At 45.6% G+C, this 22,366-nt stretch carries 20 protein-coding genes and 1 pseudogene; 7 read left to right on the forward strand and 14 right to left on the reverse strand.

Annotated elements, in window-relative coordinates:
* Positions 1-22 precede the first annotated feature (22 nt).
* From NST16_RS12555 to NST16_RS12570, 4 genes are all read right to left on the reverse strand, one after another.
* Positions 23-1,564: a fatty acid--CoA ligase family protein gene (locus tag NST16_RS12555; RefSeq protein WP_340887045.1), complete on the reverse strand. Its 1,542-nt coding sequence runs from the start codon at positions 1,562-1,564 to the stop codon at positions 23-25.
* Between the two features lie 117 nt (positions 1,565-1,681).
* Positions 1,682-2,326: an SDR family oxidoreductase gene (locus NST16_RS12560; RefSeq protein ID WP_340887047.1), complete on the reverse strand. Its 645-nt coding sequence runs from the start codon at positions 2,324-2,326 to the stop codon at positions 1,682-1,684.
* A gap of 63 nt (positions 2,327-2,389) precedes the next feature.
* Complete coding sequence (gene lplJ, locus NST16_RS12565) at positions 2,390-3,385, reverse strand: lipoate--protein ligase LplJ (RefSeq protein ID WP_340887049.1); 996 nt, start codon at positions 3,383-3,385, stop codon at positions 2,390-2,392.
* A 12-nt stretch (positions 3,386-3,397) separates the two neighbouring features.
* Positions 3,398-4,132 (reverse strand): MBL fold metallo-hydrolase, encoded by a 735-nt coding sequence (locus tag NST16_RS12570; RefSeq protein WP_010333619.1) that lies wholly within the window; start codon positions 4,130-4,132, stop codon positions 3,398-3,400.
* A gap of 158 nt (positions 4,133-4,290) precedes the next feature.
* Here NST16_RS12570 and yhfH point away from each other — a divergent pair, with 158 nt between their 5' ends.
* Entirely contained in the window at positions 4,291-4,425 is a 135-nt protein-coding gene (gene yhfH, locus NST16_RS12575) for a protein YhfH (RefSeq protein ID WP_010333618.1), read from the forward strand.
* A 272-nt stretch (positions 4,426-4,697) separates the two neighbouring features.
* A complete protein-coding gene (gltT, locus tag NST16_RS12580) occupies positions 4,698-5,987 on the forward strand; it encodes a glutamate/proton symporter GltT (protein WP_010333617.1) in 1,290 nt (429 codons plus the stop codon).
* Positions 5,988-6,030: 43 nt separating this feature from the next.
* On the opposite strand, the gene NST16_RS12585 is transcribed toward gltT, so the two are convergent.
* From NST16_RS12585 to NST16_RS12600, 4 genes are all read right to left on the reverse strand, one after another.
* Positions 6,031-6,438, reverse strand: coding sequence for an ASCH domain-containing protein (locus NST16_RS12585; RefSeq protein ID WP_268470958.1), 408 nt, complete (start codon positions 6,436-6,438; stop codon positions 6,031-6,033).
* A 14-nt stretch (positions 6,439-6,452) separates the two neighbouring features.
* Positions 6,453-7,493 (reverse strand): M42 family metallopeptidase, encoded by a 1,041-nt coding sequence (locus NST16_RS12590; protein WP_340887056.1) that lies wholly within the window; start codon positions 7,491-7,493, stop codon positions 6,453-6,455.
* A 133-nt stretch (positions 7,494-7,626) separates the two neighbouring features.
* Positions 7,627-7,809: a hypothetical protein gene (locus tag NST16_RS12595; RefSeq protein ID WP_238933070.1), complete on the reverse strand. Its 183-nt coding sequence runs from the start codon at positions 7,807-7,809 to the stop codon at positions 7,627-7,629.
* A 97-nt stretch (positions 7,810-7,906) separates the two neighbouring features.
* On the reverse strand, positions 7,907-8,683 hold the full coding sequence (locus tag NST16_RS12600) for a YhfC family intramembrane metalloprotease (RefSeq protein WP_340887060.1): 777 nt from the start codon (positions 8,681-8,683) through the stop codon (positions 7,907-7,909).
* A gap of 119 nt (positions 8,684-8,802) precedes the next feature.
* On the opposite strand from NST16_RS12600, the gene fabHB reads away from it, so the two are divergent.
* Complete coding sequence (gene fabHB, locus NST16_RS12605) at positions 8,803-9,783, forward strand: beta-ketoacyl-ACP synthase III FabHB (RefSeq protein ID WP_340888358.1); 981 nt, start codon at positions 8,803-8,805, stop codon at positions 9,781-9,783.
* A gap of 38 nt (positions 9,784-9,821) precedes the next feature.
* Here the strand turns inward: fabHB and NST16_RS12610 are convergent, their stop codons facing one another.
* The 6 genes from NST16_RS12610 to NST16_RS12635 all read right to left on the reverse strand — a co-directional run bounded on the left by NST16_RS12610 (position 9,822) and on the right by NST16_RS12635 (position 18,702).
* The gene (locus NST16_RS12610) at positions 9,822-12,149 is read right to left on the reverse strand and encodes a YhgE/Pip domain-containing protein (RefSeq protein ID WP_340887061.1); all 2,328 of its coding nucleotides are present in this window, start codon (positions 12,147-12,149) and stop codon (positions 9,822-9,824) included.
* 70 nt (positions 12,150-12,219) lie between these two features.
* Entirely contained in the window at positions 12,220-12,795 is a 576-nt protein-coding gene (locus NST16_RS12615) for a TetR/AcrR family transcriptional regulator (RefSeq protein WP_229147708.1), read from the reverse strand.
* Positions 12,796-12,941: 146 nt separating this feature from the next.
* Positions 12,942-14,354, reverse strand: a complete 1,413-nt coding sequence (gene hemY, locus NST16_RS12620; RefSeq protein ID WP_326192546.1) for a protoporphyrinogen oxidase — start codon at positions 14,352-14,354, stop codon at positions 12,942-12,944.
* 14 nt (positions 14,355-14,368) lie between these two features.
* Positions 14,369-15,301: a ferrochelatase gene (gene hemH, locus NST16_RS12625; protein WP_010333609.1), complete on the reverse strand. Its 933-nt coding sequence runs from the start codon at positions 15,299-15,301 to the stop codon at positions 14,369-14,371.
* A 74-nt stretch (positions 15,302-15,375) separates the two neighbouring features.
* Positions 15,376-16,437, reverse strand: a complete 1,062-nt coding sequence (gene hemE, locus NST16_RS12630) for a uroporphyrinogen decarboxylase (RefSeq protein ID WP_010333608.1) — start codon at positions 16,435-16,437, stop codon at positions 15,376-15,378.
* A 120-nt stretch (positions 16,438-16,557) separates the two neighbouring features.
* Positions 16,558-18,702, reverse strand: a complete 2,145-nt coding sequence (locus NST16_RS12635) for a transglycosylase domain-containing protein (protein WP_340887068.1) — start codon at positions 18,700-18,702, stop codon at positions 16,558-16,560.
* Between the two features lie 121 nt (positions 18,703-18,823).
* On the opposite strand from NST16_RS12635, the gene hmoB reads away from it, so the two are divergent.
* The 4 genes and pseudogenes from hmoB (at position 18,824) to NST16_RS12655 (ending at position 22,353) form a co-directional block, all read left to right on the forward strand.
* Positions 18,824-19,324, forward strand: coding sequence for a heme-degrading oxygenase HmoB (gene hmoB, locus NST16_RS12640; protein ID WP_044156545.1), 501 nt, complete (start codon positions 18,824-18,826; stop codon positions 19,322-19,324).
* Between the two features lie 49 nt (positions 19,325-19,373).
* Positions 19,374-19,672, forward strand: a pseudogene (locus NST16_RS12645) (hypothetical protein).
* A 26-nt stretch (positions 19,673-19,698) separates the two neighbouring features.
* On the forward strand, positions 19,699-21,090 hold the full coding sequence (locus NST16_RS12650; RefSeq protein ID WP_268470948.1) for a hypothetical protein: 1,392 nt from the start codon (positions 19,699-19,701) through the stop codon (positions 21,088-21,090).
* A 72-nt stretch (positions 21,091-21,162) separates the two neighbouring features.
* Positions 21,163-22,353, forward strand: a complete 1,191-nt coding sequence (locus NST16_RS12655; protein WP_268470945.1) for a M20 family metallopeptidase — start codon at positions 21,163-21,165, stop codon at positions 22,351-22,353.
* Positions 22,354-22,366: the final 13 nt, after the last annotated feature.

The following is a 22,366-nucleotide window of genomic DNA, read 5'->3' on the forward strand; positions in this document are numbered from 1 at the left end:
CCGCTGCTTCGCTTTTCTCACATTAATGAGGCAACATATCTTTCAGCGCCCGTCTGAGCATTTTGCCTGTTGCATTTTTCGGAATGTCATCAAGAAAGATGATCGCGGCAGGCCGTTTGTATTTTGCCAGATGCTTTTCGCAATGCGCCATCATTTCTGCTTCTGTGACACCAGACCGTTTCGGTACGACATACCCCTTTACCGCTTCGCCGCTTTCAGCATCAGGCACGCCGATGACAACAGCCTCCTTTACGTCCGGGTGGCTGTACAGCACCTCTTCCACTTCACGCGGATACACATTGTACCCGCCTACAATAATCATGTCTTTTTTCCGGTCTACAATGTAAAAATAACCATCCTCATCCCGCCTTGCCAGGTCTCCCGTATAGAGCCACCCGTCCTTTAAGGCGTGCTTCGTTTCCATCGGCATATTATAATAGCCCTTCATCACATTGGGCCCTTTTACGATCAATTCGCCCACCTGGTGATCAGGGACTTCACGTCCGAGCGGATCGACAACCTTGTTTTCGACGTGCAAAATACTTGTCCCGATGGAGCCTGGTTTTCTCCCTCTGTCAAACGGGTTAAAGCATGTGACAGGCGATGCTTCCGAAAGCCCGTAGCCCTCCAAAATGGTGACGCCGAATTTCTCTTCAAATGCCGTAAGCAGCGCGACCGGCATGGCCGCACCACCCGAGATGCACAAGCGAATAGAAGAAAAATCATCTGCCTTGCCTTCTTCATGCTGGAATAAATAGTTATACATCGTAGGCACGCCGGCAAAAATCGTTGCCTGCCGCTGCTTTACAAGCTTAAAAACAGATGCGGGGCTGAACTGCGGTTCAATCAGCACGCATGCGCCGCTCATCAGCGGAGCGTTCATGCAGACAGTTAAGCAAAAAACATGAAACATCGGAAGAGCGCAAACCACATTGTCTTTCTCATCCATTCCCAAATACCCAGCGACATCGTTTGCATTGCTGAACAAATTCTGGTGGGTCAGCATCGCGCCTTTCGGTCTTCCCGTTGTTCCTGACGTATATAAAATTACCGCAGTATCATCAGGCACAACCTCTGGATGGCGTGCAGCACCGGGTGTCGGACGCAACATTTTTGTAAACGTTGTCATTTTCATTCTGACCTCGGGATCTGAAGCTTCCTGCTCATTTTCTCCCGTCCGGCATAAAATGACGAGTTCGACCTTTGGCAAAGATTCATGCATGCTTTCATAAATCGGCAAAAGCTGATCTACTCCTACGATTGCTTTGACATCACCGTTTGTCAGCATATAGCCGATTTCTGTCGGCGTGTAAGTCGGATTGATCGGCACCACCACAATACCGGCCTTTAATGCGCCGAAAAATGCGATGACAAAATCAGGCGAATTGCCAAGCAGCAAAGCAAGATGGTCCCCTTTTTCCATGCCCGCTTCCTGAAGGCCATCCGCAAAACGCTGAATATTGTCATTCAGTTCCTTGTAAGTAATCACTTGATCCCTAAACCTGCATGCGATGCTGTCCGGCTTCTCAGATGCTGTCTCTTCTAATTTCGAAACCAGATTCATTCTCCCACCCCTTAAAGTGAATGAGTAGTCATTCATTATTGAAGATAAACTTTCCTCTTCATTATAGAGAAACACAAAAAAACACTCAAGAGCAAAAAGCCCCGAGTGTCAATACTGTTATAGATTCTTCAAAGCCTCGGCAATCGGTGTATCTCCTTCAGTCAGATCAAAAGCCCGATTTTCCGTGTTGGTCTCATCTAAAGAGGCAATGACTGCAGCCGCAACATCTTCACGTGATATATAACCCCGCTCTAGATCTGGAGCTGCGGAAACCGTTCCTGTTCCCGGTTCATTGCGAAGGCCTCCCGGACGAATAATCGTATAGGCTAAGCCGCTGGATTCCAGAATTTTATCAGCATAATGTTTGGCCACGTAATAAGGTTTAAGTGCCTCATTCCAATTTTCACGACGGTGGGCCTGCAGGGCGCTGACCATAATAAAACGTTTGATTCCCGCGATTTCCGCAGCCTCTATTGCTTTTGCCGCTCCGTCAAGATCCACCAGCAGCGTTTTATCATAGCCTGTGCTGCCCCCGGAACCCGCCGTAAAAATAATCGCATCACAGCCTTTTGCCGCGGCTGCGATTTCTTCCGGGCTTCCTTCTAGATTTGCTAGCACAGCTTCCGCGCCGGCCGCTTCCAAAGATGTTTTCTGTTCTTCTTTTCTGACCATCGCTCTGACGGAATGATCAGCATTCTCTTTGAATAAAGAAACAAGTCTTTGTCCGATTTGTCCGTTCGCTCCGATTAAAAACACTTTCAAGTAAATCCCTCCCGCCTCCATTATTTCAAAACACAAATTTCCTTTCAAACAATGTGTTTCACATTAATAAATCAGATCAAGAAAATCTTCTTTCGTAATGTTCCCAAAATATTGCTTCAGATTCACATCAGTCAGGGCATCAGCAATCACACTGCGCTCATATTGCTTTCCAATCAGCAGGTTTTCAATTTCCGATACATCGCCCACACCGAAGAAATCACCGAAAATTTTGCAGTCTTCAATTTTCCCTTTTTTTACTTCCAAACGCAAATCTATGGACCCAATCGGATAACGCTTCGAATGGTTCAGGTTAAATTTGGGTGAGCGGCCGTAGTTCCAGTCCCAATTTTGATAGCGTTCTTCCGAGATTTTGCGAATGACTTCCCAATCTTTTTCAGTCAGCTTATACTCCGGCACATCTTGAATGTGATTTGTATTGAAAATATGTCTGAGCAAATGACTGCGGAATTCGTCGGTTGTCATTTTATCATCAAGAAACTCACTGATGTTTGCCACACGGCTTCTGATTGATTTGATGCCCTTTGATTCAATTTTATCCTTTTTGACTTTTAAAGCGGACACAACATGATCAATGGCTGAATCAAACATGAGGGTGCCGTGGCTGAAGATGCGGCCTCTTGTGGCAAATTGGGCGTTCCCTGATATTTTGCGTCCATTTACCACAATATCATTCCGGCCGCTTAATTCCGCTTCCACTCCAAGCTGATGTAACGCTTGAATCACCGGCTCAGTGAATTTTTTGAAGTTATGAAAGCTGTCACCGTCATCCTTTGTGATAAAGCTAAAATTTAAATTCCCTAAATCATGATACACAGCCCCGCCGCCTGATAAACGGCGGACGACGATAATTCCATTTTCCTCTACATACTTTGTATTGATTTCTTCTATTGTATTTTGGTTTTTTCCGATGATGATAGACGGCTGATTCACGTAAAAAAGCAAATACGGCTGTTCAGGGTCTAAATATTTCAGGCAATACTCCTCGATGGCCAGATTGATCCGCGGATCATTGATATGTTGATTGTCAATAAATAACATGGTGCTCCTCCTTTATCCTTCCCACACAAAACCAGATTTCGCAATGTTCACTTCCCCGTTAAAAACGGTCTTGGCTTCTTTGCGAAGATTGTCATGCACGCCGAAATGAGGCAAATGGGTCAACAGCAGCTCGCCCGCTCCCGCTTCTTCTGCAATTCGCCCTGCTTCCAAGCTGTTCATATGGCCTGCGCTTGTCCCGTCTTGATCAGCATAAAAATTGCATTCTGAGATCAATAAATCAGCGTTTGCCGCAAACGGAATAAATGAATCCTGATAGCTCGAATCAGCAGTATACACAACAGTATGGCTGCCGTCAGTAATCCGCATCGCATAACAAGTCACCGGGTGAACCGTTTTTAAAAAGGTAATCGTAAACGGACCGACAGTCAGCGGCTGATCAGGCTGATAGGCAATCCCTTGTGTATGCGTTTTATATGTAAGCTTTTGAAACTGTTCTATATCAGCATCATGTCCGTAAATCGGAAGCGTGTGCTCTCCTTTGCCGAGGAACGATCCGACTTGCTTGGCAAATTGTAGCGGCCCGATGTCGGCAATATGGTCATGGTGATAATGAGACAGAACCACAGCATTCAGCTTTTCCGCCGGGACATATCCAAACAGCTTAGATAACACGGCACTTCCGCAATCCACAAGCAATGAATAATCCCCCGATTGAAACAAGTAGCCCGACGTCGCTTCATTTGCGGCCGGAAAACCGCCGTAGCATCCGATAACTGTAACTTTCATAATGTCCTCCTTCTTTTTAAAAGAAAATTGATCCTCCTTCAATATACCCATTTTTCTAAAAAAAAGCATGTTTTAAACATTGTATCAAAACAGATATTGAATTTTACTTTCTGTTATATTACAATGAAGACATTACAAAGGGGAAAGAGGGATTGGTTATGCTAGGGAAAATTACTGAATTTTTTAGAAACCTACCTTCGAAAAAGTGCACGGAATGCGGAAAAAAGATAGATGAGCAGCATGAGTGTTATGGAAATATTTGCAACGACTGTATAAAAGTAAGCGATATGTAAAGAGGCGAAAATCTCACGCATATAGTGTGAGATTTTCTTCATTCTTCTAACTTCTCTTTATATTGAAATAATAGTTAGGGTTGGGTCAAAGCTCACCTGTTTTTAGATAATTCTGGTGATTCACTTTCTATTTTTGAATATTCTATATTTTCGAAATATAATTTACTATAGACGAACCTATTTCTTATCTATTATAATTTGATCTAATAGTGAGATTAAATATATGTCTATTCATGATATATGTTGATACTTTGTTTTTTGGGAGGTAATCTATGAAAAGAATTAGGTTTGGATTAGCCACGCAAATATTCGTTGGACTTATTCTAGGTGTTATTGTTGGCGTTATTTGGTACGGCAACCCAGCACTGCCTACTTATCTGCAGCCAATCGGGGATCTCTTTTTACGCTTAATCAAAATGATAGTGATTCCTATTGTTGTCTCCAGTTTAATCATCGGTGTAGCCGGAGCCGGAAATGGAAAGCAAGTTGGTAAATTAGGCTTCAGAACAATTCTGTACTTTGAGATTATTACGACCTTTGCCATCATTCTCGGACTAGCCCTTGCAAACATCTTCCACCCGGGTACAGGAGTTAATATACACGAAGCTCAAAAAACAGACATCAGTCAATATGTTGAAACAGAAAAAGAACAAAGCAATAAATCAGTGGCAGAAACATTCCTGCACATTGTGCCGACAAACTTCTTCCAATCCTTGGTCGAAGGGGATCTTCTTGCCATCATCTTCTTTACCGTACTATTTGCGTTGGGAATTTCCGCGATCGGTGAAAGAGGCAAGCCAGTATTAGCCTTTTTTGAAGGCGTTTCCCATTCGATGTTCCATGTGGTAAATCTTGTGATGAAAGTAGCGCCGTTCGGGGTTTTCGCTCTAATCGGAGTTACTGTCTCTAAATTCGGACTCGGTTCTCTTCTATCTCTCGGAAAGCTTGTCGGATTGGTATATGTCGCGCTTGCTTTCTTCTTAATCGTCGTTTTTGGGATTGTCGGAAAAATTGCCGGCATCAGCATCTTCAAATTCCTAGCTTATATGAAGGACGAAATTTTATTGGCGTTCAGTACGTCCAGCTCTGAAACCGTTCTTCCGCGCATCATGGAAAAAATGGAGAAAATCGGCTGTCCGAAAGGTATTGTATCTTTCGTTATCCCAATTGGATATACGTTTAACTTAGACGGCTCCGTTCTCTATCAGTCTATTGCCGCGCTGTTTCTGGCACAGGTATATGGCATTGATTTAACGATTTGGCACCAAATTACGCTTGTATTAGTTTTGATGGTGACATCTAAAGGAATGGCTGCCGTTCCGGGAACTTCTTTTGTCGTCTTGCTTGCAACACTGGGCACGATCGGTGTTCCGGCAGAAGGACTTGCCTTTATTGCCGGTGTAGACCGTATTATGGACATGGCACGTACAGTTGTAAACCTGACTGGTAACGCACTTGCTGCCGTTGTCATGTCTAAATGGGAAGGCATGTTTAATCCTGCAAAAGCAGAAGCTGTCATGACCCAATCTAAAGCAGATCAAAACGCAACCATTTCCGGTTAATCAAAAAAGCCTGCGGGGTTCTTATCGCCCCACAGGCTTTTTTTTAATCTTGAACTAGCTCAAACAGTTCTGTAATCAAAACAGTGTCCTCATTCAGCTCCATTTCGCCGTTTTTGATCAGCTCCGCCCATGCTCTCCGATGGTCCTCCTGAAATTCATCAATTCGGTCTCCGTTGCCCTCGCCTTTGACTAACCTCATATCAGGCGCTCCAAAGGTCGTTTCAAACACATCTGTCACTTTTATATTGCATCTCGGATGATCATGTTTATCATAAACGGTTACAAGCTGTCCCGCTGTTTGATATACCTCACTCAGTTCATCTTTTGAATATAATGATTTCGGCGCGCAGGTGGCCGTTTTTTCTCCAGCAAGGATTTGCTGGATCAGCTGTTCTCCAAGACCTTCATCGCCTTCCCAGCCGAAAGTGCTTTTCAACTCATGGATTTTCATTCGTTTCCTCCCTCTTATACCATCGGTGATTGCACATAATAATACAGAAGCTTCGCTGTATGGCGGAGGGAAGACTTATGCGTGCGCTCAAAAGCGTGCGAAGCGTCAATTCCCGGACCGATCAGGCCGTGCACGATATCGTGACCTGATTTGATCGCTGCTGAGGCGTCCGACCCGTAATATGGATAAATATCAAGCTTATAGTCAATATGATGCTTTTCAGCTAAATCGACCAAATGCTTTCTCAGCTGATAATGATACGGACCGCTCGAATCCTTCACGCAAATCGAAACCGAATATTCGTCTGTCGCCTGGCCGTCGCCGATAGCCCCCATATCCACCGCCAAGTATTCAACAGTTTCAGCAGAAATATTGGAGTTTCCGCCGTATCCGATTTCTTCATTATTAGAAATCAGAAAATGAGTCGTATACGGCAGTTCAATGTCTTCTGTTTGAATTTGATGAATTAAGCGAAGCAACAAGGCTACGCTTGCTTTATCATCTAAATGGCGTGATTTAATGAATCCGCTTGATGTGATCTCGACACGGGGATCAAACGAAACAAAATCCCCGACGCCAATGCCAAGCTCTTCCGTATCCTTACGGCAGTGCACAGGCTCATCCAGGCGGATTTCCATGTTCTCTTGATTGCGCTCCGCTTTTCCCGCGTCTTTGTACACGTGAACAGACGTTTGGTGCATTAAAATGGTCCCCGTATACGTTTTACCCGAGGCCGTTTCAATTTGGCAATACTCCCCTTCAATCGAGTTGTAGCGGAAACCGCCGATCAAATCAATTTTCAGGCGGCCGTCTGGCTTAATTTCTTTCACCATCGCGCCCAAGGTGTCAACGTGCGCCGTCAGCATTCTGTGTCGGGATGTATCGCGGCCCGGAAGTGTGGCAATCAAACCACCTTTATGGTTCAGAACCGTTTCGACCTTCCATTCTTTTAAAAGGTGTTCAACGTATTTGATCACCTCATATGTATTCCCTGTCGGACTTGGGATAGACACAAGTTCTTTAATCAGCTCCATCGTTTTCCGAACGGACGTCATCGGACATTCCTCCTTTTATTTTCTATTTAAAATATACTCTTTTCCTGATAGACCCGTCCAATCTTTTCCTATCAATCTTTCATATGCTGTAGTAAGCATGGGAAGAGGAGGGATATCTATGTGCTGTCGTCATTCACATGAACAGAAATGTCATTGTCACCATTGGTTCGATGATTTTTGGTTCTTTGACGAGTGGTTCGATAAAGATTTCCACGACCATTGCAAGAAAGAGAAAGAATGCCATGACCCTTGCGAGAAAAAGAAGAAAAAGAAAAGAAATTGCTCTTGCAAAAAACGCTGCCACTCTTGCTGTCATTGCTAAGGACTGAATCAGAAATATTCTGATACCCCATGCCTAAACGAATATTTCATTCATATTTTTCCAAGCGGGCTGTTACTGCTGCTTGGATTTTTTATTGAAACAGCCTTTTTGCCTTTACAATCCAAACCACTGATGCCGCGGCTATCACAGCCACGATGAGTTCAACAGCCGCCGCATGTTTTATCACTCCTTTTTGGTATAAAACCGCCGGTACATTAAACAGCCCGTGTAAGAGTATCGAATACAGCAAAAACATCGGCCGGCGGCTTTTAACCGCATACAGCACAAGCAGTGACAGACCGATTTGGACAGAGATGGCGCTGATTCTTTCCATTCCGCCGAGCAGCCACTCATACGAAGGTGTATTCAACAGCTGCGCCTGAATCGGCATAAGCGCCTGCTTCACATCATGATGAATCAAAAGCTGTTCAAAAGTGCCGCTATTGATTGCAAAAGCGTACACGATAAGCGTAATGCTGGACAAGCCGGTTATTAGGATCGCCTCCAGACCGCCGTGGCCCGCTCCGAAGGCCAGACCGTCCGCCCAGGAAAGTCGGCGCTTCATAAAGAAACGCATCATGATATACCTTCCGCATTCCTCAAAAATCCCGGCCATCAAGCATCCGTAAAGGGCATACCAGACTGGATGCTTCATCACTTCTTTTGTCGTTTCATTCATTTGCAGCACATAAACATGAACGCCGCCCTCCAACAGCTGAGCAAAGACAAAAAACGTAAGAGCGCCAATAAAAAACACCTTAAGCGAAGCATGATACTTTCGCCTAAACCATATCATCAGTCCGATCGGCAACAAAAACGCAATAGCCCCTGAAATAATCATAGAGGCTATCGCTCCTTGACTGACCATTTTTTTCCTCCTTTTCTGGTTTTCTACTGACAGTTTCTCTTTTTTTATCAAAAATCCTCTTTTTAGTACCAGATACTAATATCTAGTGTTATAATCTGATAATAAAAGGAGTTGTTATGATGTCAAAAGCAAACATTACAGCAATCGGCACCTATGCGCCGACCCGGCGTTTAACCAATGCGGATCTGGAAAAAATCGTAGATACGTCTGATGAATGGATTGTTCAGCGCACAGGAATGAGAGAACGGCGGATTGCCGATGAGCAGCAGTTCACTTCAGACTTATGCATTGAAGCAGTCAAAGATCTCGAGAGCCGTTACGACGGAACACTTGAAGATGTGGATATGATTCTCGTCGCCACAACAACAGCAGATTATGCCTTTCCGAGTACGGCTTGCCGGGTGCAGGAATATTTCGGCTGGGAGAACACCGGCGCGTTAGATATCAATGCGACATGCGCAGGACTGACATACGGTCTCCATTTGGCAAACGGATTGATTACATCCGGGCTTCATCAAAAAATTCTCGTCATCGCCGGAGAAACTTTGTCAAAAGTGACTGATTATACAGATCGAACGACATGCGTTCTGTTCGGCGATGCTGCGGGCGCACTATTGGTTGAACGAACTGAAGAGGCACCGGGATTCCTCGCCTCCGTCCAAGGAACATATGGAAAAGGTGCAGATATTTTGTATCGGGCAGGACTGCGGAGCGAACTCAATGGCATGCCGCTTGCGGATTCAGGGAAAATGGTCCAAAACGGACGCGAAGTGTACAAGTGGGCCGCAAGAACCGTTCCCCGTGAATTTGAACATCTTTTACACAAAGCAGGGCTCAGCCGTGATGATCTTGATTGGTTTGTTCCCCACAGCGCCAACTTGCGCATGATCGAATCGATTTGTGAAAAAACACCGTTTCCGATTGAACAAACACTCACCAGTGTCGAATACTACGGAAATACATCCTCAGTCTCTATTGTTTTGGCCCTTGATCTGGCAGTGAAAGCCGGGAAGCTGAAAAAAGACCAAACCCTGATGCTTTTCGGCTTCGGCGGAGGATTAACGTATACCGGACTTCTGGTCAAATGGGATGTTAAATAAAAAAAGACCTTGTTTCCTGAGAAACAAGGTCTTTTTCATTAGGAAGCCGGCTGTTCTTCTGAAGTGTCTTCCTTCCGGCTTAAGATCGTAAAGTAGGTAATGCTCAGCGCGATCATGACAAGAGCAATGCCGATTAAGACACCGGCCATCTGCCACATGTAGCCGAAATCTCCGTTTGAAATCACTGCTCTGAACCCGTTTATGCTGTAGGTCATCGGCAGCGCGCCATGGATCACCTGATAGAAATGCGGAAGCAATTCTAATGGGAAGGTTCCTCCGCTGGCCCCGAGCTGCAGCACTAAGATAATGACTGCAATAAACCGTCCCGGATTGCCCATCGTCGTGGCCAAAAATTGAATCATTGCAAGGAAAGCGAGACTCGTAATGATCGTAAACACGTAAAATCTCCATGTGCTCTCCACCTCGAGACCGATTCCCAGAAGAAGAACTGTCGCCACAATAAGCGATTGAATGATTCCGACCAGCATCATGACATTAAATTTACTGAAGAACCACTCAAATCCGTTTCTCGGACGGCCTGATGCTTCTTTCAGCGGGAATACGACCGTCAGCATAATGCCGCCGACATACAAGCCCATTGATAGGATATAAGGCGTCAGTCCTGTTCCGTAGTTAGGGACGGAATGAATCGCGTCGTCATTGGTTTTAACCGGATCTGCAAACATACCGTATGTGTCATCATCAGCGCTGATATCCCCTGTTTGGTCAGCCGCATCATTCAGCTTACTAGACAGCTCTCCTGTGCCGTCCAATAGCTTGCCTAAACCTGTATCAAGTGAAGCAGATCCGTCTGCAAGTTTTGAAGATCCGCTTTGGACCTGTTTAGAACCATCTAGCAGCTTAAACAATCCGCCGGATACTTGGCTGCTTCCTGTTACCAATTGCTCTGAGCCCGCTTTTGCTTTTGCGAACTGCTTATTATATTCACCGATACCGGCTGTCAATTTATTTTGGCCATCTGTCACCTGCTGTGACGCATTGTATATTTTCTCAGATCCAGCAGTTAATTTGTCAATCGCGTCTTGAGTGGCTTTTGCGCCGTTATAAAGCTTAGAGGTAGCTTCCGGCAATGCCTTCACCTGGGCAACCTCCGCTTTCACATCTTCCAATGAGCTTTTTATCGTTGCGATGTCAGGCAGCTGATCAGCTGCAGGAAGCCCACTTAAAATTTCTTCAAAATCAGGCGCATCAACTTGCGGAAGCTGCTTTTCAACAGAATTGATCAGCTGGCTCTTTTGCTCCGCTGTTAAGAAATCACTGGAGTTGATGAGATTTTTAAATGCCTGATCACGGTTTTTTAAGCTGTTTTCAAAGTCAGACAGCTGTTTTTTAAATTCCTTCATCGCAGTTTCTGACTTTTCCAGGTTATTCACAGCTGTTTCAAGCTGTGTTAAATCGAGCGCATTTATGAGTTTTTCCGCTTTTGCTGCTTTTTCCGACTCTTCTTGCGCTTTACTGTTGAGCTGATCCAGCCCGTTTGTCAGATTAGGCAAGCCCTGCTGCACCTTTTGAAGGCCGGCATTCAGTTCATTTAGCTTGCCCGTTATCTTGCCTGATCCTGCCGCAAGCTGACCAGATTTATCATAAATCTGGTTGCTGCTGTCCTGGAATTTACCGAGCGAGCTGTCAAGCGATTGGATGCCGCTCGTCACCTGAGCCGCTCCATCTGCAAGCTGCGCCGTTTTGTCACTGATGGTAGCGGTGCTTTCCTTCAGCTTCGCCAGATTTTCTTTCAGCTGTGCGCTTCCGTTTTTCGCATCCTTTGTGCCGTCATCAATTTTTTTCGCGCCGCTGCTCGCGTCGCTCAAACCTTTTGCGATATCTTTAAAGTTATCAAAAATAACTTTCGTATATTGCTCGGTCACTTCTTTTGAAACAGAAGCTTTCAGTTTATCAATCGCTTTTTCGCCGATCGTTGCTCCTACATAGTTTGAACCGGCATTCGTATGGTATTTCAAATCTAGTTTTTTCGGATTTTTGTCCATTACAGTGCTGGCGTTTTTAGAGAAGTCTTCTGGAATCTCGACTACTAGATAGTATTTTTGATTTAATAAGTCCTTTAATGATTGGTCGAGATCATTGGAAAAATGCCAGTCAAAGCTTTTATTATCCTTTAATTCTTTTACCAGATCATCACCGATTTGAAGCTTTTCTCCCTCATATGTCGTTCCTTTGTCCTGGTTAACGACAACGACAGGCAGCTGGTCAACTGTGCCGTACGGGTCCCAATAAGCCTTTAAGAAAACACCGCTGTAAATAAGCGGGACAAACAAAATGGCGATGATGGGAATCAATAATTTTTTACTCGTTACGATGTCTTTCCATTGACTTCGTATTGTGTTCATCCTGATGCCTCCATTCTAAAACTGACTCATCATGAAAAATGGTCATTTTCTTGTAAAGAGAAAGGATTATCTAGTTGGCTGACAATCCTTTGACAACATACAACTCAAGCAGTTCCGCAATCGTTTCTTTATCAAGCGGAGGATGCTGTTTTTCCCAATCAAAAATGAGCGCGATATAAAGCTTCAGCATGACAAAAGCCGTCAGCTCAGGATCACATGGCTTGATATCTCCGTTTTCGACACCCTCTTCTATCTTATTTTTAATATAAGAAAGAATGGAACGCTCCATTTTCTGAATCACGTCCTGAACTGCCATTGTACCAATCTCAGCATTTTCTTGAAAAATTTTAATCGTCAGCTGATGTGTTTTCCTGAATTCCAGAATGGCAAACAGCGCCCTGTGGACATTTTCATGGAACGGGAGATCAGGCTCCATCGCTTCGTCGGCTTTTTGCTTCATTTCTCTCAATAACGTAGAAAAAATATCGTCAAACAGCTCTTCTTTATTTTTGAAAAACGTATAGATGGTTCCTTTTCCCACGTTCGCAAGCTTCGCCACCAAATCCATTGTCGTCGCTTTATAGCCAAACTGTGTGAAAGACTTTGTGGCAGCCTCCAAAATGAGCTTTTTTCGATCTATTGACATTTATATCACCTCAAAACTGACCATTTGAACATTTTAGTCAATAAGTACATATGCAAATGTATCATACCATGCTGAACAATTCAAACATTTTTTACACAATATTGCCATCACCTAGACACAAAAAACCTCCGTACCGGTACGGAGGTTTAGTCGAATAAATATTTCAGCGTATCTGACACAGCTGCTTTTCCTTGATCGATACAGTCCGGAATTCCAACACCCTCGAAAGATGCACCAGTCATGTACACACCAGGATAGGAGGAAGCCAGCGCTTCTCGGAGCTCATTGATACGCCGTTTATGGCCGACATGGTATTGAGGCATGCTTTCATGCCAGCGTGTGACACATGTCATTTCCGGCTCGCCGTTGATTTTCATTACTTTCTTTAAGTCTTCCAGCACAATGTTGATAATGTCGTTATCTGAGAGGTCGACGATGGATTCGTCTCCGGCCTTTCCGACGTATGCCCGAAGCAGTGTTTTGCCTTCCGGCGCTGCGTGCGGCCATTTTTTGTTCGTCCACGTACAAGCTGTGATCGCGAAATCACTGTTCCTTGAAATGACAAAGCCCGTGCCCTCATGCTCCATCTGGACGGTACCTTCCGGAAAGCCTAAGGCGACATTCGCCACAGATGTGGAATGCATGTTTTTCAGGTTTGCAACAGCCGGCAAATCGGAAAGCATTCCCGCGGCAGCTTTATGCGGGGCTGTTACTATCACTGATTCGGCATCAAGGGATACGCCGTTATCAAGATCAAGCAAGTAGCCCGTGCCCTCTCGGCTAATGTTGGTAACCTTTGTGCCTTTGTATACCTTTGTCAGCTTTAGTTGATTTTCAATCTCTTCGACAAGCGTCTGCAGGCCTGTTGTCAGCGTCTGAAACTGCCCTTGTTTTTTGGCTGTCAGCTGCTGGCCGGAGCCTTGAGGCCTTGTTTTTTTCATTCCCAGGATCAGGCTTCTGTGCTTTTGTTCCGTCTGATAGAATTGCGGGAATGTTGACATCAGGCTGAGTTTGTCGATATCACCTGCATAGATGCCTGATAAAAGCGGCTCGATTAAATTCTCGACAACTTCATCCCCGACACGTCTGCGGAAAAATTCGCCCAGTGACTGATCCTCTTTTGATTTACTTGCGGGCAGGATGAAATCCATGGCAGCTCTCGCCTTCCCTGACAGAGAAAACAGCCCCGTTGACACGAACGGCGCGATTTTGGTTGGTATTCCCATTACAGCTCCCTTCGGCATCGGATGCAAAGTGCGGTTGACAAGCACGTAGGATTGTCCAGTCGCATTGTTCACAAGCAGATGGTCAAGACCTAAGTCTTTGACAAGCTGCGGAGCGCTTTTTTTTCGTTCTAGGAATGAGTCAGGCCCTCTTTCGATGATATAGCCTTCCTTCTTGACTGTCTGGATTTTTCCGCCTACTCTCGGGCTTGCCTCAATAAGCGTCAGCTCAAGCGGCAAATTTTTGTCTCTAATTTCTTTTTCCATGTAGAAGGCGGCGGCTAAACCGGTAATGCCGCCGCCGATGATGACTACATGCTTTTTGCCGTCACTCATGTTCATCGCCTTCTTTAACGTCCTAATTTTTTCAAAACGACTGTTGCTAAAGCATCAATAAATGCCGGTTTAGCGTTCGGCATTTCCGGCCGGTAATAGCTGGCGCCGATATCGTCAGTCACCACTTTGCACTCATAATCGTTGTCATAAAGCACTTCTAAATGGTCCGCGACAAATCCGACAGGCACATATACGAATGCTTGATAGCCTTTTTGTTCAAATAAATCACGTGTCAGATCTTGCACGTCAGGTCCAAGCCACGGATCAGGCGTGTTGCCTTCACTTTGCCAGCCGACAGCGTATTCAGATACGCCTGCTCCTTCAGCGATCAACTTCGCGGATTCATGAAGCTGATCCGGGTACGGGTCTCCGTACTCTTTAATTTTTTCCGGGAGGCTGTGCGCGGAAACAATAAGCATCGCGTTTTCTCTTTCTTCCTTCGGCATTGACGCGTACGTGTCCTTCACTTGGTCAACCCAATATTTCACAAACTTCGGCTCATCGTACCAGCTTTCGACAGACGTAATTGTTAACCCGCCGAGTTTTTCAGCCTCTTCTTTCGCACGTTTGTTGTAGGACTGCACGCTGAATGTGGAGAAGTGCGGTGCCAATACAAGGCTGACCGCCTCTGTAATGCCGTCCTTATGCATCTCTGCCACAGCGTCTTCAATAAACGGCTCGATATGCTTCAGCCCGATATACGCTTTAAACGTAATCTCATCCTGAATCTCGTTTAAGTGCTGTTCAAGTTTATAAGCCTGTTCCTCTGTGATTTTGGCAAGCGGCGAAATGCCCCCGATTGCTTCATATCTGTCTTTCAGATCCTGAAGCATTTCAGGCTCAGGCTTTCTGCCTCTTCTGATATGTGTATAATAACGCTCTATATCTTCTTCTTTGTAAGGCGTGCCGTACGCCATAATGAGAAGCCCCATTTTCTTTTTACCCACTGTTTACACCCTCTTTAGATGATCTATCGCAAAACAATTTTGACAGGCTTTTATCCTGATACCAAAAAATATGCTCAGGAGTATAGGCCTATTTTCTTTGATTGAGAATATTCATGTACAAATGCAGTCAGCTTTTTCAGCACTTCCGGACTGACATCAGGAAATACGCCGTGCCCGAGGTTAAAAATGAAGCTATCCGATTGTAAGCCTTGATCAAGAATTTCTTTCGTTCTCTTCTCGATCACTTCCCACGGAGCAAGCAAAATGGACGGGTCCAGGTTGCCTTGCACTGTTTTGGTGATGCCTTTTGATCTGGCTTCATCAATGCTCAGTCTCCAATCGAGCCCGACAACATCGAGAGGCAGGTCATGCCAATCTGTTGCTAAATGGCTGGCACCTACACCAAACATGATAAGCGGCACATTTTCCGACGCCAGCTCAGAAAAAATCCGGTTCATCACTGGTTTGATGTACGTTCTGTAATCCGCTTGATTCAGCGCGCCAACCCATGAATCAAAGATTTGAATGGCTTTTGCGCCCGCCTTTATTTGCGCTTTCGCATACACGATAATCATGTCGGCAAGTTTTGTCATCAGCAGGTTCCAGGCATCCGGCATGCTGTACATAAAGGCTTTTGTTTTATTGTAGTTTTTCGAAGGCCCGCCTTCGATCATATAGCTGGCAAGCGTAAAAGGCGCACCAGAGAAACCGATTAGCGGGACGTCAAGCTGTTCATTGACAAGCAGTTTGATCGTTTCGAGCACGTACGGCACGTCCTGTTCCGGCTCAAGCTTTCCGAGCTTTTCAATGTCCTGCAGAGAACGAATAGGCTGATCAATCACCGGCCCGATTCCATTTTTAATTTCAACATCCACACCGATCGACGGAAGCGGCGTCATAATATCTTTATAAAGGATTGCAGCATCGACTCCGTATTGCTCGACCGGAAGCCTTGTGACGTACGCACACAATTCGGGCTGATGTGTAATTTCGAACAATCCGTATTTTTCCTTCAGCTTACGGTACTCCGGCTGTGAGCGCCCGGCTTGTCTCATGTACCAAACAGGCGTGTGATCCGCTTTTTCTCCCCGCGCAGCTTTTAAAAACGTCTCGTTAAACGTTTCTCGTTTCCTCATTTGATTTCCACCTTTCATACTGCAACCATACGTTCGTGTTCCTTGACCATTACACTATACCTCGTTTTGGGCAAATGGTATAGAAATCCGGCCCAAAGTTCAAAAAATCGCCGAATTCCATTAAGAGGAAAACAACTTCGGCTGAACGTAATCGGTTCCTTCTCCTTCTTTTTTTGTCTGTGTATTATAAGGCACCACTTTATAAGAAGCACCCGAAAACAAATTGGCATATGGGATCTCATAGCTTCCCTTTCCTTCAACAGAATCAAGAAGCGTATCCTTGCCGTCCTTATTTACATAAATTCTGTATACTGCCCGATCATCCTCTTGCGCATCCCATTTTAATTCAATCGTAAACAGCCCCGCTGCCCTAAATGTATAGTCAGCCGTCAGCGTTTTGACAGGCTCAAGCTCAATTGGGCTTTCAAGTTCTTTTACTTTTTTAGGCTTCGTAAACGCAGAACCCGTCTGGCCAGCCTGTGTCAAAATATCCTTAAACATTCTGGTTGGATATGCGCTTCCGCCTTTTAAGTAATGGTTGTGATCTGTTTTGTCATAGCCCATCCAGACAGCACCCGTTATGTTCGGTGTATAGCCTGCAAACCAGGCATCCTTTGTGGCGCCGGAAACGCCAGTATATGAGGTAGAACCGGTTTTCCCGGCAAGATCGCCGTGATAGGTGCCGGACGTTGCCGTTCCCTTCTTAACCACCTGCTGAAGCATTCTCGTCATGTTCCAAGACGTCTGTTTGCTGAATACTCGTTTTCCTTGTTCTTTATGATCGGCTATTGTTTCCCCGTCCTCATCTGTTATGTTTGAAATAAAGTACGGCTCGGTGTATGTTCCATTTGCGGCAAACGTATGAAAAGCGCCGGCAATCTGGAGGGGCGACACGCCTTTTTCTAAACCGCCGAGAGCTAGAGCAAGCCCCTCATCCGGTATATCAATACCGTTTGACTTTAAATAAGATTTTCCCGTTTCCACACCGATCTCATTCAGCGCCCATACTGCCGGCGCATTTTTGCTGTAAGTGATGGCATCCGACATCGTGACTTCCCCTTCATAACGCCCGCCATAATTTTTTGGTGTATAGTCTCCGTAGGATTGTAATTCATCCTTTAACAGAGAGTACGGCTTAAATCTCTTTTCCTGCATCGCCGGTCCGTATACAGCCAGCGGCTTAAACGTTGATCCCGGCTGGCGCACAGCTGTCACACGATTATATCCTTTAGCCGTGTAATCTCTTCCGCCGATCGCCGCTTCCACACCGCCCGTTTTATTGTTGATAAAAACTGCGCTTCCTTCTGCATCTTGATCTGTTCCGGGATAATATCTGCCTTCCTTCATGACTTGATAAGCCGTTTTTTGCAGTTTTGAATCAAGCGGCACCTTAATCGTGTACCCGCCTTGAAGCAGCTGCTCTCCGGAAATGGAATACTTATCCTCCGCTTCTTCGATCACAAGGTCAATATAGCTGTCAAACCAAGGTGTTTTTGACTGTTTCTTCACGTTCAGCCCGAGCGTCCTTCCCTGCGCACTGACAGCCTCTTTCGCACTGATATAGCCTTGGTCATTCATCATCCCGAGAATCGTATCCCGCCGCTCCTTACTTTTATCAGGATGCAAAACAGGAGAATACGTAGAAGGCGCCTTCGGAATAGCAGCCAAGACCGCGCCTTCGGATACGCTTAGATCTTTAACTTCCTTATTAAAATAATAGTGGGACGCAGCTTGAATGCCATAAACCCCGTGTCCGAAGTATAGCTGGTTCAGATACATTTCCAGCAGCTTGTCCTTGCTGTAGTCCCGTTCAAGGTTGATCGCTATGATCACTTCTTTCGTTTTTCTTAAAAACGTTTTGTCATGTGTCAGAAAGATATTTTTGGCAAGCTGCTGGGTGATCGTGCTCCCGCCTTCTACTTTTCCTCCTGCTAATATATCGCGGTACACCGCTCTTCCAACAGATTTCACATCGATACCGTGGTGTTCGTAAAACCTCTTATCTTCCACTGCGATAAATGCTTCTCTGACCTCTTTCGGAATTTCATTAATGGAGACCGGTTCACGATTTTCTGTATACAGACTTGCGACCTCATCCCCGTTTTGGTCAACAATTTTTGAAGATGCGTGAAGGACCAGTTTCTTTTCATCTATGACATAATGACCGAGAAAAATGATTGAAATATATCCTATTAATGCGAGAAAAGCAGTTAACACTAAAATAATGATGGGAATGAAAAGTTTCTTTTTCTTTATCTTAAACATGAACTCACCTCGCCTTTCTAAAGGTAGTATGGGAAAAATTGTTTTGATTTATGTTTGAAGCAGTCGCCAATAGAAACTTATACCATTGTTTTGATATACTAGCAAGCAGGAGGTGGCTGATATGAAGGTATATATTACATATGGGACAGCCGATTTTTTGAAAAACATCGTGCAAAAACATTCCTCGGAAAATATGCTTTTGATGCAGGGACAGGAAAATGCGATTTTAATTCACGAAACAAACGGAGAAACGGTTTTTCAGGCCCCCCATTCTTATGAAGTCATTGACCAAGTCGGGGACATGAAGCATCCTGGTTTCGCAGTATTGAACAATATAGCCGTCACACAGGAAGGGCGCCCGCTGTTTGAAAACAGATTTAAAAACAGAGCGGGAAAAGTCGAAAACGAGCCCGGTTTTGAAGCCATTCGTGTCCTGCGTCCCCTTGACAGCGATACGTACGTCATTCTCACCTTGTGGGAAACAGAAAGAGCCTTCCAAGACTGGCAGCAGTCAGGCTCATACAAAGAAGCCCACAAAAAACGCGGCACGTCTGCCGGAGTTGACACAACGTCCATCTTCTCCCGGCCTTCGTATGTCACCACATATGTTGCTGTCGAATAGCTGCCGGAATGTCCGGCAGTTTTTTTATGGCGAAAGGGAGAGAAGTGAGATGAAATATATTTGCCCTGTCTGCGGGTTTAAAGGGCTGACAGAACCAGCATATGATGACCGAGGGAATCACTCCTATGAAATCTGCTTGTGCTGCGGCTTCCAATTCGGATTCGACGATTATGAAATGACGAGTGAGGACGGCTCTTACTTAGAACCTTCGGAAAGCATAACCGCCTACCGAAAAAAATGGCTTGCTGCCGGTGCCAGCATCAGCAGCAGGCTAAAAAGGGATTGAAGCATGAGTTGGTCGAGCAGCTAAAACATATGTCCCAGCACCTTCCGCCCGCCTATGAATAATCTGTAGGAAGCGGAAGGAGTGATCAATGATGGAAATCGGGATTATGTCTGTTCATGTTCTTTATGTGTTTTTTATTGGAGCAATCATTCTTTTTATGCTGCTGCGAAAAGATACAACCTTTATATCGTTATTTGGGATTTTCATCATTTCGTTATGGGCCAGCCATTCGCTTTCAGCTTCGGTCAGCAGTTTATTCCACAGCTTCATCTACGCGGCATCTGAGCTGCTGCCTACGATTTTCATTATCTGTTTTATCGTATCTATGAGTGATGTGTTAACGAAAACAGGGATAAATGAAGCAATGATTTCTCCCTTTGTACGACTAGTTAAAGGACCTGTGATGGCATACTGGCTGATAGGCGGACTGATGTTTGCCATTTCTCTTTTCTTCTGGCCTTCGCCGGGTGTCGCTTTAATCGGCGCCGTTCTGCTTCCGGCAGCCGCCCGTGCCGGCCTGCCGCCTATCGCTGCCGCCATGGCAATGAATTTATTCGGGCACGGCTTTGCCCTTTCTGGAGACTTTGTCATTCAAGCAGCGCCAAAACTGACAGCTGATGCAGCAGGCATCCCTGTCGGTGATGTCGTCTCAGCAAGCATTCCGCTCGTTCTGATTATGGGCGTGACTACAACAACTGCCGCTTTCTTTTTGATTCAGCGTGAACGCAAAAAACAAATGCGGCCCGCTTCTTTTTCCCCGATGATGTCAGCTGAACATGACACTTCAATGTATTTGCCGAAACGTCTTCGGTCTTTGCTGGCTCTTTTGATTCCTCTTGTATTTGCCGCTGATATCGCCTGCATGGTCATATTCAACCTTCAAGGAAATGATGCAACCGCGTTAATTGGCGGATCGGCCATTTGCATCCTGCTGATCGTTCATTTCCTTGTGTATAAACAGAAAGGGCTTGAAAAAATAACTGGATATTTTATCGAGGGGTTTCAATTCGGCTTTAAGGTTTTCGGTCCCGTCATTCCAATTGCCGCTTTCTTTTATCTTGGTGATTCCGGCTATGAGAGCATATTGGGTACTGAACTTCCTAAACATTCACACGGCATTGTCAATGATCTCGGCATCACCCTATCCCACGCGATGCCTATGTCCAAAGAGCTTGCGGCCGCAGCCTTGACTGCCGCTGGAGCCGTAACCGGGCTCGACGGTTCAGGATTTTCAGGCATTTCCCTCGCCGGCTCCATCGCCAAGCTTTTTTCATCCGCTCTCCATGCTAATCCAGCCGTCCTGACTGCACTCGGGCAAATATCAGCCATCTGGGTGGGCGGCGGTACGCTTATTCCATGGGCGCTCATTCCCGCTGCAGCCATTTGCAAGGTCGATCCATTCGAGCTTGCCAGAAAGAACTTCCTCCCCGTAGTCATCGGGCTTTCGGTGACAACCATTGCAGCGATGATCATGCTTTGAAACACAACCAGTTGAAATATTCAGACTTTTTCTATACAATCATGGAAAAGCTTAGAAAAGGGGGAAGCGGCTTTGTCCATCAACACGCTGCAAAAAGAGATAAACAAACAGCTCGACAGCTGTTTCAATGAAATGGTGGAAATCAGGCGCCATTTCCATATGTACCCTGAACTTTCCAATCAGGAAGAAAAAACGGCCGCTTTTATTGCTTCCTATTACGAATCGTTAGGAGTCCCGATCCGCACCAAAGTCGGCGGCAATGGGGTTCTGGCTTATATTGAAAGCAGCGAACCCGGTCCTGCTGTCGCATTGCGGGCCGATTTTGACGCCCTTCCCATCCAGGATGAAAAAGATGTTCCTTACGCTTCCAAAGTGCCCGGTGTCATGCACGCATGCGGCCACGACGGCCATACAGCGGCTCTGCTTGCCGTCGGAAAGGTGCTTTATCAGAACAGGCATGATCTCAAAGGAACGTTTATTATGATCCACCAGCACGCTGAAGAGTACGCGCCAGGAGGTGCAAAACCGATGATTGAGGACGGCTGTCTTGAAAACGCAGACGTCATATTCGGTACCCATCTTTGGGCGACTGAGCCGATTGGAACCATTCTCTGCCGCTCCGGCGCCGTAATGGCCGCAGCTGACAGATTTACAATCAGCATTCACGGAAAGGGCGGCCATGGCGCTCACCCCCATGATACAAAAGACGCCGTCCTGATCGGCTCGCAAATTGTTTCCTCGCTGCAGCATATAATCAGCCGCAAAGTCAATCCGATTCACTCCGCCGTCATATCGACAGGCTCTTTTATGGCTGATAATCCCTTTAATGTGATTGCAGACCATGCAACACTCATTGGCACAGCCCGTTCGTTTAATGACAATGTCCGCGACATTCTGGAAAAAGAAATTGAAGCCGTTGTAAAAGGAGTGTGCAGCATGCACGGCGCTTCCTATGACTACAACTACGAACGCGGATACCCAGCGGTAGTCAATCACCCCGCGGAGACCGACCATCTGGTAAACGTCGCAAAAAACACAGACGGCGTTCATCAGGTTCTTAAAGGTGAACCGCAAATGGGCGGCGAAGATTTTTCTTATTACTTACAGCATGTCAAAGGTACCTTTTTCTTTACCGGAGCCGCTCCTGAACAGCCTGAGCGTATCTATTCCCACCACCATCCGAAATTTGATATCAATGAAAAAGCAATGCTGACTGCTGCCAAAGTGCTTGCAGGGGCTGCAATCACTTATCATTTATCATAAAAAAACAGCCGGA

The sequence above is a fragment of the Bacillus sp. FSL K6-1005 genome, from assembly GCF_038000225.1.
In the GTDB taxonomy this organism is placed as follows: Bacteria; Bacillota; Bacilli; order Bacillales; family Bacillaceae; genus Bacillus; species Bacillus mojavensis.